The organism is Nostoc sp., assembly GCF_036917815.1.
In the GTDB taxonomy this organism is placed as follows: Bacteria; Cyanobacteriota; Cyanobacteriia; order Cyanobacteriales; family Nostocaceae; genus Nostoc.
The window spans coordinates 79,032-93,661 of record NZ_JBALEK010000042.1 but is presented as its reverse complement, the minus strand read 5'-3'; the positions used below and the strand labels follow the sequence as shown (position 1 = coordinate 93,661).

The window sequence follows — 14,630 nt, the reverse complement described above, 5'->3', positions numbered from 1 at the left end:
TGTACAGACGCGATTAATCGCGTCTCTCCTAACTCTTAACTGTCGTGACAACGGCTTCAACTGTCGCTTTTTGTTCGTCAACATCCACAGAGGTAACTGCCCAACGCAGGGGTTCGCCTTGTTTCTTCAACTCTGTTTCAATTGCTTGTAGTAATTCTGCGGGAGTTTCTTGTAAATCAATTTCTGCGGTAATAAAATGAGTCGTCATCTTGGTAAATCCTGTTGATTTGTAGTTTCTAGAATAGCTGATATTCGTTGCTAGAAAATCGTTATGTTTTTTATAAAGTCCTGAGAGGATGTTTTAAAAGTATTGGGCGAATAGAATTCGCTACTAGACAAACAAAGTCCACCTCCGTGGACTAAGAAAAAATTAAGGTTTTTTAACCTGCGGAGGCAGGTTTTGTCTGTGTAGCCGCGACTTCTAGTCGCCAGGGCTTTACAAACATCCTCTGATAACTGTTTACTAATTATTAGCCTTTACCAAATTGTAGCTGATAAACTACATCTTCTTTTTCTGTCTTAAGTTTCAAATCAGAAAGGGGTTTGGCAACACAAAGCAATACGTAACCTTGCTTTTGTAAATCTGGACTAACGCCCATACCATCAGCTTGATCGACAGTTCCCTCGCTTATTTGACCGGCGCAAGTTGTGCAAACGCCTGCATTGCAAGAACTCGGCAGTTCCAAACCAGCAGCATCGGCAACTGATAAGATCGTTTCATTTTCAGGAACTTGCAAGGTATGAATTTTGCCTTGGTGATCAATTTCTACGGTGTAAGTTTTGGGCATATACAATCACAAGCGGGACACAGAGAACAAATAAGTTATTTTATCTGATAAATAGACACAGTACCAAGTTAACAAAGACGAAAAGAGAATTATTTTCAAAGAGCTTGATCGGGAAAAATAGATATACAGTGATAATTATAAGTCCTTTGCTAGACAAAAAACTTAAAGTAAGGAGACTCACTTGCTGTTAATTCCACCTGTAAAGACTTGTGAGGTTGAATGCTCCTGAAATTAGAGAAGTGATGATACACACTTAAAACTTTGTTTAGCTAAATATTTGGAGTGTAGTTAAGAATGCTGGAATTATATCGTAAACACCTGGCCGAAAGAGCCGCACTGGGAATTCCCCCTTTACCATTAGATGCAAAACAAACCTCTGAACTGTGCGAATTACTGAAAAATCCGCCCAAGGGTCAAGAGGAGATATTATTGCATTTATTGAGCGATCGCGTTTCTCCTGGTGTTGATCCAGCAGCTTATGTCAAAGCTGGATTTCTCACCGCCATTGCCAAGGAAGAAATCACCAGTCCGTTGATTGCGCCCATCGAAGCGGTGCAATTGTTAGGGACAATGATCGGTGGTTACAACGTGCAATCTTTAATTGATTTGCTGCAATTGCCCACTGTATCGCTCTCAGACTCATCTGAAACCCCTCTGGTAATGGGCGGACAAGGAAAGGAACCCATCGCCGCTTACGCCGCCAACGCCTTAAGCAAAATCCTCTTGGTGTACGACGCGTTCCACGATGTTTTGGAGTTGTCTAGAACTAATCCTTTCGCCAAACGGGTGATTGACTCTTGGGCGGAAGCTGAGTGGTTTACCCTTCGTCCCACAGTTCCAGAAGCGATTACTGTCACCGTTTTTAAAGTTCCTGGCGAAACTAACACCGACGATTTATCCCCCGCCCAAAGCGCCACGACTCGCCCGGATATTCCCTTACACGCCTTAGTGATGTTAGAGTCACGGCAACCGGGAAGCTTGGCAACCATTGCCGAGTTGAAGGAAAAAGGGCATCCTGTAGCTTACGTTGGGGATGTAGTTGGTACAGGTTCCTCGCGGAAATCTGCCATCAACTCCGTATTGTGGCATACAGGAAATAATATACCTTTTGTGCCAAACAAACGCGCTGGGGGTTATGTTTTAGGTAGTGCGATCGCGCCTATTTTCTTTAACACAGCAGAAGATGCCGGTGCTTTGCCTATTCAGTGCGATGTCACCCAACTCGAAACCGGCATGGTAATTACCATCCATCCCTACAAAGGCGAAATCACCAACGAAGCTGGCGAAGTAATTTCTACTTTTGACCTTAAACCTGATACTATCCTCGATGAAGTCCGCGCAGGTGGACGCATCCCCTTACTTATTGGACGTACCCTCACCGACAAAACTCGTCTTGCACTTGGTTTAGAACCCAGCAACGTTTTCACCCGTCCTCAGCAAGCCTTTGATACAGGTAAAGGCTACACCCTAGCACAGAAAATGGTAGGTAAAGCTTGCGGATTACCTGGTGTGCGTCCCGGTACATCTTGCGAACCCATCATTACAACCGTTGGTTCCCAGGATACCACAGGCCCCATGACCCGCGATGAATTGACAGAACTCGCCTGTCTTGGTTTCAGTGCAGACTTAGTTATCCAAAGTTTCTGCCACACAGCAGCTTATCCCAAACCAGTAGACATCCAAACCCATCACGAACTCCCCGACTTCTTTGCCTCTCGTGGCGGTGTTGCCCTGCGTCCCGGTGATGGTATCATCCACTCTTGGTTAAACCGGATGCTGCTACCCGACACCGTGGGAACTGGCGGCGATTCTCACACCCGCTTCCCCTTGGGTATTTCCTTCCCCGCCGGTTCTGGGTTGGTAGCCTTTGCAGCCGCCTTGGGTGTTATGCCTTTAGATATGCCAGAGTCAGTATTGGTAAAATTTAAAGGAGAATTGCAACCAGGTATCACCCTGCGCGATGTTGTGAATGCCATACCCTATGTGGCAATTCAAAAAGGTTTGCTGACAGCAGAGAAGCAGAACAAAAAAAATGTCTTCTCTGGGCGAATTTTGGAAATAGAAGGTTTGCCAGATTTAAAAGTTGAACAAGCCTTTGAACTCACTGATGCAAGTGCAGAACGTTCTTGTGCCGGATGCACAATTAAGCTGAGTGTAGAGACAATTTCGGAATATCTGCGTTCTAACGTAGCGTTGCTGAAAAATATGATAGCACGGGGCTATCACGATCCGCGTACCATGCTGCGCCGTGTGGCAAAGATGGAAGAATGGTTAGCAAATCCCGTGTTATTAGAAGGCGATGCTGATGCAGAGTATGCCGAAATAATTGAAATTGATTTGAACGAAATCAAAGAACCAATTGTTGCTGCTCCCAATGACCCCGATAATGTTAAATTATTATCGGAAGTTGCTAATGATCCAGTTCAAGAAGTATTCGTCGGTTCTTGTATGACAAATATTGGTCATTATCGGGCAACAGCGAAAGTTTTGGAAGGTGCAGGTGAAGTAAAAACTCGCCTGTGGATAGCACCACCAACGCGCATGGATGAACACCAATTAAAAGAAGAAGGTGTATACAGCATTTTTGGGGCTGCGGGTGCGCGTACAGAAATGCCAGGATGCAGTTTGTGCATGGGAAATCAGGCGCGAGTTGCTGATGGCACAACAGTGTTTTCTACCTCTACCCGCAACTTCAATAATCGCATGGGTAAAGATGCGCGAGTCTATCTTGGTTCAGCAGAATTAGCCGCAGTTTGTGCGCTGCTGGGACGGCTGCCTACAGTGCAGGAATATTTGGATATTGTGGCGAGTCGAATTCATCCTTTTGCAGATGATTTGTATCGGTATTTGAACTTCGATCAAATCCTCGGTTTTGAGGATGAAGGGCGAGTGATTTCTAAAGAGGAGCAGGCTTTGTTAGTATAGTTTAAGGAGGTGGGTGTTATGCCCATCTCAGAGGATGTTTTAAAAGTCATGATTGATGTATCAAATATTTTTACCCCACCCTAACCCTCCCCTTATAAAGGGGAGGGAACTAGATTGTTTTCCGGTTTCCCCCCTTTACAAGGGGGGATTAAGGGGGGTAATCATTCTATTAAAATCACAGCCAACCACTTTTAAAACATCCTCTAATTTTTAGCATTTCCAAGAGGAATATTAATGACCAGTCCATCTTTTATAAATGATAAAAATCTCTATCAACAAGATTTTTACTTGTGGACACAAACAATTGCCCAGCATTTAAAAGAAAATAATTTTAATGAAATAGATATACCTAATCTTAGCCGACATTTCTTGGTGTGACTTGATTTTAAATTTTTGAACCTTTTTATAAAACTGCGATTTTAATGCCGTACCATAAAACCAACGCAAGAGCCATAAATAATTAGAGCGAGGTAGGCATTACCTACCTATTTGCTGAATATAATTTAAAGCACCTATGTTAGATACCTTGATCAAAAACACGTTTCATATCTGTAACAAACTTTTCAAAATCTTCCTTTCGCTTTTCAAGGTCGTCTTCTAAGTCTTTGAAAATCTGCTTTTGTCTTACGAGCTTTTCTTCCAAATCTGTAATTTTCTTTTCTTCTTCTTGGATAGTTTTCTTTATTTCTTGGATGGTATTTCTTAAACCTTCTAAAGTTATCTGGGATTCAGAGGATTGTTTTACAACCACCTCTTCACTTGGATTATTAGACACTGACAAAACCTGAGTAATAGGTAGGGGTGTTTGTGAGGAAGATACTTGTTTCTCTATAAGGCTGTTCATTAATTCCCGCTTTTCATCTGCATCTCTAAGCTGTCTAAATCGGTCTTTTAGAGAAATTAGTTCTTGCTCAGACAGTGATGGAATGCCGTAATATTCTCTCTTCAAGAACATACCTTTTAATATGTAATAGAATGGAAATATTAATACTAGGGTTTGAGAGTTATAACATCTGTAGGATTTAGGCAAAAACTCTCTGAAACTCTTATTTATGAGGTGATTAAGAGTGTAGCCGCTCCTTTAATTGTCGTAAAAGCGCGATCGCACCCTTGCACTTCCCACACAGACCTAACCCCCCAACCCCCTTACCTACAAGGGAAGGGGGAGAAATCCGGCTCCCCTCTCCGCTTCGGAGAGGGGTTGGGGGAGAGGTCAATCATAATCTAAAAATAAACACCTATTTTCATACTTTATAAATGAATAATCCAACACCCGAAGAACCCTATCCACTGACAAAAGAGGGAACTCGCAATATTGTAATTGGATACAAAGCAGACTTAGTTAAAGCGCAACGTGCTAAAGAACTTCGTCAGCAAATGACACCAGAAGAAAAAATCCTTTGGCAACATCTTCGTGCGAATCGCCTGAATGGTTTGCACTTTCGCCGCCAGCAAATTATCAATGGCTTTATTGCAGATTTCTACTGTCACGCAACTGCATTAGTGATAGAAGTAGATGGCAAAATTCATGAACAACAAGCTGAATATGATGCAGAACGGGACAAAGTTTTGTCAGCTAGGGGACTGCGTTTGTTGCGAATTAAAAATGAAGAAGTGAGACACGAACTTGATAAAGTTTTGATGCGTATTTCCACAGCTTGTTCTCAACAGACCTAACCCCCCAGCCCCCTTCCCTGCAAGGGAAGGGGGAGAAATCTAGCTCCCCTCTCCGCTTCGGAGAGGGGCTGGGGGAGAGGTCAATCCATGCGATCGCACCTAGTAAATTAGGGATGCGTAGGCGTAGCCCGTCGTAGACATCGCTGTAAACTGTTAAAGTCTAACTTCGTCTGAGATTACCACCTTGTTCGATGAGATTTTGCAACGAATGCGGGATAAAGTTTCTTCTCGTCAGTATTTAATGACGCTACACGCTGAAGAAGAAATGAGCGATGATAATCTAACAATCTATGACATTGAAGAAGGCATCCTTACAGGCGAAATACTGGAACGTCAAAAAGATAAAGTGACAGCAGAATCTAAATATCGCATTAGAGGTTTAACTCTTGATGCAGGGGAAGTCGAAATAATTGCCAAACTAAGTCCAACTGGAAAACTTGTTATCATTACAGTATACATACCCTAATACCAGGAAAGCGGCAAATGCTGTGTGATATTTGTGGAAGCGAAGGTGTAAAAATCCGCCAAATTACTAGAACCTATGGTAAGGGTAAAGACCTGCTAGTAATAGAAAATATTCCAGTGATAACCTGTGCTGATTGCGGCGAAACTTATTTAACTGCTGAAACCCTTCACAAAATTGAACAAATCAAAACTAACCGTAAAGAATTAGCTGTTGAACGTCCTGTAGAAGTAGCTACTTTTGGATCGTGAATAATTGCCAAAATTAAATATTGCTTCAGCTATTCTCTCACTAATACACATTTATGGACTTCTACACAATAGTTTTGCGAAAGAGTGCAGGTTATTGGGTTGCTTTATGCTTAGAAAATGGACTGGTAGGACAAGGGATAAATCAAGAAGCAGCAATCAAGCAACTTAATGAAGCGATCGCCTCTTTTGTGGAAGTCTATAAAATCGAACCTAATATTTACCATACTTCACTCACCATAGAAGAATTACATGAGTTTTTGGAACTGGAAGACACTGAACCAGGCAAAGCGATGAGAATTTTAACCCGAAGCGTTCCAACAGTCTGATAATTGTGTCTGCAATTGTGTTGCGATCGCACCCTTAATTCCTTAAGTGCGATCGCACCCTCGCACTTTGTACACAGACCTAACCCCCCAACCCCCTTCCCTACAAGGGAAGGGGGAGAAATCCGGCTCCCCTCTCCGCCTCGGAGAGGGGTTGGGGGAGAGGTCACACATAATCTAGAAATAAACACTTATTCTCATACTTTATAAATGAATAATCCAACACCCGAAGAACCCTATCCACTGACAAAAGAGGGAACCCGGAATATTGTAATCGGATACAAAGTAGACTTAGTTAAAGTGCAACGTGCCAAAGAACTTCGTCAGCAAATGACACCAGAAGAAAAAATTCTTTGGCAACATCTTCGCGCTAATCGTCTAAATGGTTTACACTTTCGCCGTCAGCAAATTATCAATGGGTTTATTGCAGATTTCTACTGTCATGCAACTAGATTAGTGATAGAAGTGGATGGCAAAATTCATGAACAACAACCTGAATATGATGCAGAACGCGATAAAGTTTTGTCAGCTAGGGGGCTGCGTTTGTTGCGAATTAAAAATGAAGAAGTGAGATACCAACTTGATAAAGTTTTAATGCGTATTTCCACAGCTTGTTATCAAGAGACCTAACCCCCCAGCCCCCTTCCCTGCGAGGGAAGGGGGAGAAATCTGGCTCCCCTCTCCGTCTCGGAGAGGGGTTGGGGGAGAGATCAATCTATGCGATCGCACTCTTAACCTCTCTGTGTCGCGCCAGTCGCTACAACGGGGGGAACCCCCCTTCGGGTTCGGCAGTTCCTCATGGGGGAAACCCCCAAGAACGGACTGCCTCACCGCAACGCGCTGGCAACTCTATTGCCTCTGCGGTTCGTTTCTTTGTTAAAATGCGATCGCTTTCTCATTCTCCTTCCCCTGCTAACCTCTGCAACGCCAACAAACCAGCTCGGAAAAATTACTCGCAACAAACTTTCATGGGGATATTTAGCGATCGCAGTGATGATAAAAGAACGCCAAATTATGGGTTGAAAGTAGCCGGATGCTGCGGCGCTACAGTGTAGAAGCTAATGACAGCAAGCGTAACACGGAGACAAAAAAGTGCAAATCACTAAGCGCAATGTTGAATTAAGAGTAGATGGCAGCTTGATGCGTGTTTATGTAGCGGCTCCCAAAGCAGATGGGAAATACCCTGGTATTGTCTTCTACAGTGATATTTATCAGTTAGGTGATGCAATGATTCGTCTAGCTAACTACTTAGCAGGATACGGCTATGTAGTAGCAGCACCAGAAATTTTTCACCGCATTGAGCCAATTGGTTTAGTGATTGAGCCAGACGATCTGGGAAGGATGCGGGGAAATGACGATGCGCGTCGAACCTCCGTAGCTGATTATGATGCCGATTGCCTTGCTGTGATTGAATTTATGAAAACAGAGAGTGCGGTTTCTCCAAATCAAATAGGCACTCTCGGCTTTTGTATTGGTGGACATTTAGCTTTCCGCGCCGCATTTCAAAGCGAAATTCGGGCTTGCGTCTGCTGTTACCCTACTGGTATTCCCAGTGGTAAACTGGGTAAAGAAGTAGCCGATACAATCCAGAGGGTAAGTGAAATCCAAGGCAAGATGCTAATGGTATTCGGTACTCTTGACCCTCATATACCAGATAGCGATCGCCAAACCATAATTAGAGCAATTGAGAATGCTAACATCCCTCACCAAGTTTTCTTATATGAAGCAGAACATACATTCATGCGCGACGACGGTTATCGTTATGATTCTAGTGCTACCACCTCTGCTTGGTCGGAAATAGTAACTTTCTTGGGGCGCATATTTGCAGACTGAAAACTTCTATTATTGCTTTCTTCGCGTCAAATTTGAGTTGTCTGCAACGCCAAAAAACCAGCACCATAAGCAGGCTCATACCTCGGAAAAATTACCTTTACTTCAGGAAACTTCTTAAAAAGAGACACAGCAAATCTCTCATGTATCTTGCATCTACCGCGCCATACACTTCCCGTGGTGACTACTTCTAAAACTGAGTTAGCACTAAAAATTGCATCAATTACTGTAGATGTAGCTTTCACTAACTCTTTGACAGCATCATCAATTATGATATTCGCTACTACATCACCTGAAGCTGCGGCAAAATCTACAACTGGTGCTAAAGCCGCTATCTGTTTAACTCCCCATTCTCGCCGATATATTACTTCTATTAAATCTTCTATATTTTCCAAATCAAGATGCTGTTTGAAACCCTCTACCAAATTTGTTGATATTTCCCGTCCATCAGAAGATTTTAATGCTGCGTTCATGCCAGCGATCGCAATTTTATAGGCGCTACCCTCATCTCCTAAAATATAGCCCCAGCCGCCGACTCGCTTAGTATCTCCCTGGTGATTTCGCCCGAAAACTATCGAACCAGTACCTGCTGCAACCACAATTCCTACAGCTTGACCAATTCCACCAACTAAAGCAATTAAAGCATCGTTACAAATTACAATATTCCCTGGCTGTAATGCCCAAGTAATAGGCAGAGATTTGTTATTTTGCAACTCTTTAACTAAACCTTTAACTACTTCGATATCTGCTGCACGGCCTACACCTGCTAAACCCAGACATATCGCGTCAATATTCACGGTATTTGTAATTCTTGCTGCCTCAACCGCATTGGAAATGGCAGATTGAATAGATTGTAGAGTTGCTTCAATACCTATACTCTGATAATTACATGGGCCTCCTTCACCACGACCTAGCACTTGACGCAAATCATCCATCAAGACACAAACAGTCTTACTACCGCCGCCATCTATTCCCAAAACATAATTCATATAGCAGTCCTAAATCATTTGTTAAAATCTCTATTTCTTATCTCTCCGTGTTCTCTGCGCCTCTGTGGTTCGATTAGAAACCTATTTTTCACAACTCATTTAGAATTGCTATAGCGGTTCTCGGCCCTTGTGAGGTACAACAACCCCACCCCCAACCCCCTAAGAGCAAGCGAAGAGGGGGCTTAAGATGTACCTCATCTGATTAGGAAGCGCTATATAAATCTTTAAGAGGGAACAGGGAACAGGGAATCCCCATAATTAAAATTAGGGGATTTGAATAATGACGCATTGAAACATCGTGGCTTACGCCATCTTGTAACAAAAAATTTTTATCTCTTTTCATAAATAAATTTACTTGCTCTAAACCCTATATTCGGGGCTAATTCTTTTTTCTGTTCCCTGTTCCCTCTTAAGAGTTCCCGCCCCGAAGGGGCTTGGTAATAAATAATATTAACTATTTTGACGCTTAAGTTCTTCTTTTAAAGGAATAAAAAAGAGAGCAATCATTCCAGGAATTGTGAGTAAACAGACCAAGACAAAAAATAATGGATAACCAAAAGTTTTTTGCAGATAACCGCTAATTAAACCTGGTAACATCATTCCTAAAGCCATGATGCCAGTGGAGATAGCAAAATGAGAAGTTTTATATTCGCCTTGGCAAATATGCATTAAATAAACACTAAAAGCTGTAAATCCAAACCCATACCCAAATTGCTCCAATGAAACCAAGGGATACACTAATGTTAGTGAAGGTTTATTGTAAGCCATATACACATAAAATATATCAGGTAAATTCAAAGCTAAAGCCATAGGAAACAGACACTTTTTTAATCCATATCTAGAAATTAGCAAGCCTCCTAAAATTCCTCCACAGATTAGGGATATTACTCCAAACGTTCCGTAGACTAACCCGACATCTGATGTAGATAGCCCTAAACCACCTACTTCTAGTTTGTCCAATAAAAATAAAGAGGCTATCTTGACAAGCATTGCTTCGCCAAATCTATATAGCAAGATAAATGCTAAAATATTTATAATCTTATCCTGAGCAAAATATGAGCTAATAATTGACCAAAAGGGTATATTTTCCCTAGCTTGTATTTGTCGTTGGTTATCTGATTCAGGTAAAGGTAAAATTAAGCGATGCCAAATAAACAGGATTGCTAAAATTAAAGCTGAGAAGCCAATAGCGATAGTCCAGCTTAAAGGAATATTATTGAGAGATACTTCAAGATAACCTGCTAAAACAACTAATATTCCAGAGCCGAAGATTACAGCAAGTCTATAACAAAGTGAGCGAATGCCAACAAATAAGGCTTGTTGTTCTGGAGATAAAGCCAGCAGATAGAAGCCGTCTGTAGCAATGTCATAAGTTGCAGAAATAAATGCTCCTATTGTTAATGTTGCGAGGGAGATGAAAAAGAAATTTGGCAGTTGTAAGGAGAAGGCTATCAAACCCAAGCAGCAGAACATGGCAAATTGGGTATAAAGTATCCATTTACGTTTGGTAGAGTAAATATCAACAATTGGTCCCCAAAACATTTTGATGACCCAAGGTAGATAGAGAAAACTTGTCCACAAGGCAATTTGAGTATTATCTATTCCCAGTTTTTTGTAAAAGATTACGGAAACTGTGTTGATGATAATGTAGGGTATGCCGGAGGTGAAATATAGGGTGGGGATGAATGTCCAAGGGGAGGTTGTTTTGTGTTTCATGGGTTGGGGGGACGAACCGCAGAGGCGCAGAGGGCGCAGAGAAAGATTAAGAGAGGATGATGCGTTTGATGCCGTCTTTGAGGAGGGAGACGTTAAAGTTGATGAGAAGGGCTAAGGGGTAATTAGTCATTTTAAGGTATGAGAGGACTTGAGCTTCGTGGATTGGGGCTAAATTTTGAACAGCTTTTAATTCCACAATTAGACAATTGGCAACCAGAAAATCTAATCTACCCTTGCCTACTTCATGTCCTTTGTAATTTACTGTTACCCCCTTCTCAACCACATGAGGTATCCCACACCTGAAAAATTCTATAATTAGCGCTTCCTTATACACCTCCTCCAAAAACCCAGGATCCAACACCCTATGCACCTCAATCGCCGCCCCAATTACCTCACCCGTAAGCTGATTCATTTCCTCTCCTACCTCTCTTCCCTCTGCGTTCTCTGCGCCTCTGCGGTTCGTTTCCATATAAACCCTCTCTCCAACCCTGTGGCAAAATTTATTAGAGTCCTTCCTTAGTTTTCCCGCATGACCGCAACCATTCCCAATCTCCCCAGTCTCTACGACCCCTTTTCCACCGAAGCCAAGTGGCAAAAATTCTGGGAAGACAACCAAGTTTACAAAGCTGACCCCAACAAAGGCGGCAAACCCTACTGCATCGTCATTCCCCCGCCGAATGTCACCGGCAGCTTACACATGGGTCACGCCTTTGAAAGTGCCTTAATTGATACCCTCGTGCGCTACCACCGGATGCAGGGACGCAATACCTTGTGGCTACCCGGAACTGACCACGCCAGCATCGCTGTACATAGTATGCTAGAAAAGCAACTCAAGACAGAGGGTAAGACTCGCTACGAATTGGGGCGTGAGAAATTCTTAGAACGCGCTTGGCAATGGAAGGCGGAGTCTGAGGGAACAATTCTGAATCAGCTACGACGCTTAGGTGTCTCGGTGGACTGGTCACGGGAAAGGTTTACCCTAGATGAGGGTTTATCTAAAGCTGTTGTCGAGGCGTTTACTCGCCTCTACGAGGAAGGCTTAATTTATCGTGGTGAATATTTAGTTAACTGGTGTCCAGCTTCTGGGTCGGCTGTGTCTGACGTGGAAGTAGAAAATCAAGAGGTTAATGGAAATCTCTGGCACTTCCGCTATCCCCTTACCGATGGTTCTGGTTTTGTGGAGGTGGCGACAACTCGACCAGAAACGATGCTGGGCGATACAGCAGTGGCAGTTAATCCCAATGACGATCGCTACAAACATCTCATTGGCAAAACTTTAACTCTGCCCATTGTACAACGAGAAATTCCTATTATTGGCGATGAATTTGTTGACCCCACTTTTGGCACGGGTTGCGTCAAGGTGACTCCCGCCCATGACCCAAATGATTTTGACATGGGTAAGCGTCACAATCTGCCGTTAATCAACATTATGAATAAAGACGGCACTCTCAACGCCAATGCTGGGGAGTTTCAAGGACAAGACCGCTTTGTTGCTAGAAAGAATGTGGTTTCTCGCTTACAAGCAGATGGCTTTTTGGTGAAGATCGAAGATTATAAGCATACCGTTCCCTACAGCGATCGCGGTAAAGTACCCATTGAACCTCTCCTCTCAACTCAGTGGTTCGTCAAAATTCGCCCCCTAGCTGACAACACTCTCGAATTCCTCGACCAGCAAACTTCCCCAGAGTTTGTCCCCCAACGCTGGACAAAGGTCTATCGTGATTGGCTAGTAAAACTCAATGATTGGTGTATCTCTCGCCAATTATGGTGGGGACACCAAATTCCGGCTTGGTACGCTGTCAGTGAAACAGATGGGCAAATTACCGATAACACGCCCTTTGTGGTAGCGAAATCGGAAACTGAAGCTTGGGAGAAAGCCAAGTCGCAATTTGGCGAAAATGTCAATTTAGAACAAGACCCAGATGTGCTAGATACTTGGTTTTCTTCTGGACTCTGGCCGTTTTCGACCTTAGGCTGGCCGGAACAAACCCAGGATTTAGCAACTTACTACCCGACTACCACTTTGGTAACAGGCTTTGATATCATCTTTTTCTGGGTAGCCAGAATGACCATGATGGCTGGGCATTTTACTGGGCAAATGCCTTTCCAAACAGTTTACATCCACGGCTTAGTCCTGGATGAAAAAGGGCAGAAGATGTCTAAGACCAAAGGTAATGGCATTGACCCGTTGTTATTAATTGACAAATATGGTACTGATGCCCTGCGATATACCCTAATTAGGGAAGTTGCGGGGGCTGGACAAAATATCCGATTGGAGTACGATCGCAAAAAGGATGAATCGGCATCGGTGGAGGCATCCCGCAACTTTACTAACAAGTTGTGGAATGCTGCCCGATTTGTGATGATGAATTTGGATGGACAAACGCCGCAACAATTGGGGAATCCAGTCGCTACAGAATTGAGCGATCGCTGGATTCTCTCGCGCTATCATCAAGTAGTCAAAGAAACCACAAATTACATCGATAATTACGGTTTAGGGGAAGCAGCAAAAGGACTCTATGAGTTTATTTGGGGTGATTTCTGCGATCAGTATATTGAACTAGTGAAATCCAGATTGCAAGCAGATGCCGATCCAGTATCGCGGCGGGTAGCACAGCAAACCCTCGGCTACATACTAGAAGGAATTATGAAACTGCTTCATCCCTTCATGCCTCACATTACCGAAGAAATTTGGCAGACTCTCACCCAACAACCAGCAGATTCACCGCAAATTTTACCATTGCAAATCTATCCCCAGGTGGATGCGAACCTAATTGATTCAGCTTTACAAGAACAGTTTGAATTGCTGATTGCTACTATCCGCACAATTCGGAATTTGCGGGCTGAGGCGGATATTAAACCAGGCGTAAAAGTAACAGCGAATTTGCAAACTGAAAGTGAGAAAGAGCGGGAAATTCTCACTGCTGGACAAGATTACATTAAAGATTTGGCGAAAGTTGAGACTTTAACCATTACTGATAAGCAAGAAAACCAAACTGTTGCTGCTAAAGAACCTCAGAGGGGTTTGAAGACAATTGGCTTAATTATCGTGGCCATTGTCTTTGGTAGAGTGGGTTTAGCTGCGGGAAATGCCATTGATGAGATTCCCATCGTCGGAACTTTCTTTGAACTAGTTGGTTTTGGTTACACAGCGTGGTTTGTTAGCCAAAATTTACTCACTGCTCAAGCAAGACAAAAATTATGGAGACAGTTTTTTCCGCAGAGAGAATTAGAACAACCACAAGAACCAGAAAATGCGATCGCAGGTGTAATTGGTACAATACAAGTGCTAATTCCTCTGAGCGGTGTGGTAGATATTGAAGCTGTGCGTGCCAAGCTAGAGAAAAGCTTGAGTAAAGCCGAAGCAGAAGTTGAGTCCCTGAGTACCAGATTAAACAATCCTAGTTTCGTAGATAGAGCTAGGGCTGATGTGGTACAAGGAGCGCGCGAAGCCTTAGCAGAAGCACAGAAACAAACAGAAATTTTGCGCGATCGCCTCAAGGGGTTGTCTTAGCGATCGCCTGCATGATTTAGGATAACTGTAATGGGTAATGAGAGTGTCAATATAGCGTTTCTCAATCTAGTGAGGTACATCTTAAGCCCCCTCTCGAAGAGCGGGGAGGGGGTTGGGGGTGGGGTTCTTGTACCTCATTCAACCGAGAACCGCT

16 protein-coding genes are annotated in these 14,630 nt (G+C 43.2%); 10 read left to right on the top strand and 6 right to left on the bottom strand.

Going from position 1 to position 14,630, the window contains the following annotated elements; translation table 11 throughout:
* Positions 1–28 precede the first annotated feature (28 nt).
* Together V7K97_RS12580 and V7K97_RS12575 are read right to left on the bottom strand one after the other, a co-directional pair.
* A complete protein-coding gene (locus V7K97_RS12580; RefSeq protein ID WP_334801317.1) occupies positions 29–208 on the bottom strand; it encodes a hypothetical protein in 180 nt (59 codons plus the stop codon).
* A gap of 262 nt (positions 209–470) precedes the next feature.
* Positions 471–788 carry a 2Fe-2S iron-sulfur cluster-binding protein gene (locus V7K97_RS12575; protein WP_334801315.1) on the bottom strand — a complete coding sequence of 106 codons (318 nt, stop codon included), beginning with the start codon at positions 786–788 and terminating at the stop codon, positions 471–473.
* A 294-nt stretch (positions 789–1,082) separates the two neighbouring features.
* On the opposite strand from V7K97_RS12575, the gene acnB reads away from it, so the two are divergent.
* Positions 1,083–3,713 carry a bifunctional aconitate hydratase 2/2-methylisocitrate dehydratase gene (gene acnB, locus V7K97_RS12570; RefSeq protein WP_334801314.1) on the top strand — a complete coding sequence of 877 codons (2,631 nt, stop codon included), beginning with the start codon at positions 1,083–1,085 and terminating at the stop codon, positions 3,711–3,713.
* A 234-nt stretch (positions 3,714–3,947) separates the two neighbouring features.
* The gene (locus V7K97_RS12565; RefSeq protein WP_334801312.1) at positions 3,948–4,091 is read left to right on the top strand and encodes a DUF29 family protein; all 144 of its coding nucleotides are present in this window, start codon (positions 3,948–3,950) and stop codon (positions 4,089–4,091) included.
* A 139-nt stretch (positions 4,092–4,230) separates the two neighbouring features.
* Here the strand turns inward: V7K97_RS12565 and V7K97_RS12560 are convergent, their stop codons facing one another.
* Complete coding sequence (locus V7K97_RS12560) at positions 4,231–4,662, bottom strand: hypothetical protein (RefSeq protein ID WP_334801311.1); 432 nt, start codon at positions 4,660–4,662, stop codon at positions 4,231–4,233.
* A gap of 308 nt (positions 4,663–4,970) precedes the next feature.
* Here V7K97_RS12560 and V7K97_RS12555 point away from each other — a divergent pair, with 308 nt between their 5' ends.
* The 7 genes from V7K97_RS12555 to V7K97_RS12525 all read left to right on the top strand — a co-directional run bounded on the left by V7K97_RS12555 (position 4,971) and on the right by V7K97_RS12525 (position 8,260).
* Positions 4,971–5,390 (top strand): endonuclease domain-containing protein, encoded by a 420-nt coding sequence (locus V7K97_RS12555; protein WP_334801309.1) that lies wholly within the window; start codon positions 4,971–4,973, stop codon positions 5,388–5,390.
* 184 nt (positions 5,391–5,574) lie between these two features.
* Positions 5,575–5,856 carry a DUF4258 domain-containing protein gene (locus V7K97_RS12550; RefSeq protein WP_334801308.1) on the top strand — a complete coding sequence of 94 codons (282 nt, stop codon included), beginning with the start codon at positions 5,575–5,577 and terminating at the stop codon, positions 5,854–5,856.
* Positions 5,857–5,873: 17 nt separating this feature from the next.
* A complete protein-coding gene (locus V7K97_RS12545; RefSeq protein WP_334801306.1) occupies positions 5,874–6,104 on the top strand; it encodes a type II toxin-antitoxin system MqsA family antitoxin in 231 nt (76 codons plus the stop codon).
* Positions 6,105–6,157: 53 nt separating this feature from the next.
* Complete coding sequence (locus tag V7K97_RS12540; RefSeq protein ID WP_334801305.1) at positions 6,158–6,430, top strand: type II toxin-antitoxin system HicB family antitoxin; 273 nt, start codon at positions 6,158–6,160, stop codon at positions 6,428–6,430.
* A 207-nt stretch (positions 6,431–6,637) separates the two neighbouring features.
* Complete coding sequence (locus tag V7K97_RS12535; protein ID WP_334801303.1) at positions 6,638–7,057, top strand: endonuclease domain-containing protein; 420 nt, start codon at positions 6,638–6,640, stop codon at positions 7,055–7,057.
* Between the two features lie 68 nt (positions 7,058–7,125).
* Entirely contained in the window at positions 7,126–7,482 is a 357-nt protein-coding gene (locus V7K97_RS12530) for a hypothetical protein (protein WP_334801302.1), read from the top strand.
* Positions 7,483–7,519: 37 nt separating this feature from the next.
* Positions 7,520–8,260, top strand: coding sequence for a dienelactone hydrolase family protein (locus tag V7K97_RS12525; protein ID WP_334801300.1), 741 nt, complete (start codon positions 7,520–7,522; stop codon positions 8,258–8,260).
* A 26-nt stretch (positions 8,261–8,286) separates the two neighbouring features.
* Here the strand turns inward: V7K97_RS12525 and V7K97_RS12520 are convergent, their stop codons facing one another.
* The 3 genes from V7K97_RS12520 to V7K97_RS12510 all read right to left on the bottom strand — a co-directional run bounded on the left by V7K97_RS12520 (position 8,287) and on the right by V7K97_RS12510 (position 11,431).
* Complete coding sequence (locus V7K97_RS12520; RefSeq protein ID WP_334801298.1) at positions 8,287–9,246, bottom strand: N-acetylglucosamine kinase; 960 nt, start codon at positions 9,244–9,246, stop codon at positions 8,287–8,289.
* Between the two features lie 450 nt (positions 9,247–9,696).
* Positions 9,697–10,962 carry an MFS transporter gene (locus V7K97_RS12515; RefSeq protein ID WP_334801296.1) on the bottom strand — a complete coding sequence of 422 codons (1,266 nt, stop codon included), beginning with the start codon at positions 10,960–10,962 and terminating at the stop codon, positions 9,697–9,699.
* Positions 10,963–11,008: 46 nt separating this feature from the next.
* On the bottom strand, positions 11,009–11,431 hold the full coding sequence (locus tag V7K97_RS12510; protein ID WP_334801295.1) for a GxxExxY protein: 423 nt from the start codon (positions 11,429–11,431) through the stop codon (positions 11,009–11,011).
* Between the two features lie 60 nt (positions 11,432–11,491).
* On the opposite strand from V7K97_RS12510, the gene V7K97_RS12505 reads away from it, so the two are divergent.
* On the top strand, positions 11,492–14,476 hold the full coding sequence (locus V7K97_RS12505; RefSeq protein WP_334801294.1) for a valine--tRNA ligase: 2,985 nt from the start codon (positions 11,492–11,494) through the stop codon (positions 14,474–14,476).
* Positions 14,477–14,630: the final 154 nt, after the last annotated feature.

Excerpts from the sequence above, each read along its gene's own strand:
- V7K97_RS12580 (WP_334801317.1), bottom strand. The coding sequence starts at position 208 with ATGACGACTCATTTTATTACCGCAGAAATTGATTTACAAGAAACTCCC.
- V7K97_RS12575 (WP_334801315.1), bottom strand. The coding sequence starts at position 788 with ATGCCCAAAACTTACACCGTAGAAATTGATCACCAAGGCAAAATTCAT.
- acnB (WP_334801314.1), top strand. The coding sequence starts at position 1,083 with ATGCTGGAATTATATCGTAAACACCTGGCCGAAAGAGCCGCACTGGGA.
- V7K97_RS12565 (WP_334801312.1), top strand. The coding sequence starts at position 3,948 with ATGACCAGTCCATCTTTTATAAATGATAAAAATCTCTATCAACAAGAT.
- V7K97_RS12555 (WP_334801309.1), top strand. The coding sequence starts at position 4,971 with ATGAATAATCCAACACCCGAAGAACCCTATCCACTGACAAAAGAGGGA.
- V7K97_RS12545 (WP_334801306.1), top strand. The coding sequence starts at position 5,874 with ATGCTGTGTGATATTTGTGGAAGCGAAGGTGTAAAAATCCGCCAAATT.
- V7K97_RS12540 (WP_334801305.1), top strand. The coding sequence starts at position 6,158 with ATGGACTTCTACACAATAGTTTTGCGAAAGAGTGCAGGTTATTGGGTT.
- V7K97_RS12535 (WP_334801303.1), top strand. The coding sequence starts at position 6,638 with ATGAATAATCCAACACCCGAAGAACCCTATCCACTGACAAAAGAGGGA.
- V7K97_RS12520 (WP_334801298.1), bottom strand. The coding sequence starts at position 9,246 with ATGAATTATGTTTTGGGAATAGATGGCGGCGGTAGTAAGACTGTTTGT.
- V7K97_RS12515 (WP_334801296.1), bottom strand. The coding sequence starts at position 10,962 with ATGAAACACAAAACAACCTCCCCTTGGACATTCATCCCCACCCTATAT.
- V7K97_RS12510 (WP_334801295.1), bottom strand. The coding sequence starts at position 11,431 with ATGGAAACGAACCGCAGAGGCGCAGAGAACGCAGAGGGAAGAGAGGTA.
- V7K97_RS12505 (WP_334801294.1), top strand. The coding sequence starts at position 11,492 with ATGACCGCAACCATTCCCAATCTCCCCAGTCTCTACGACCCCTTTTCC.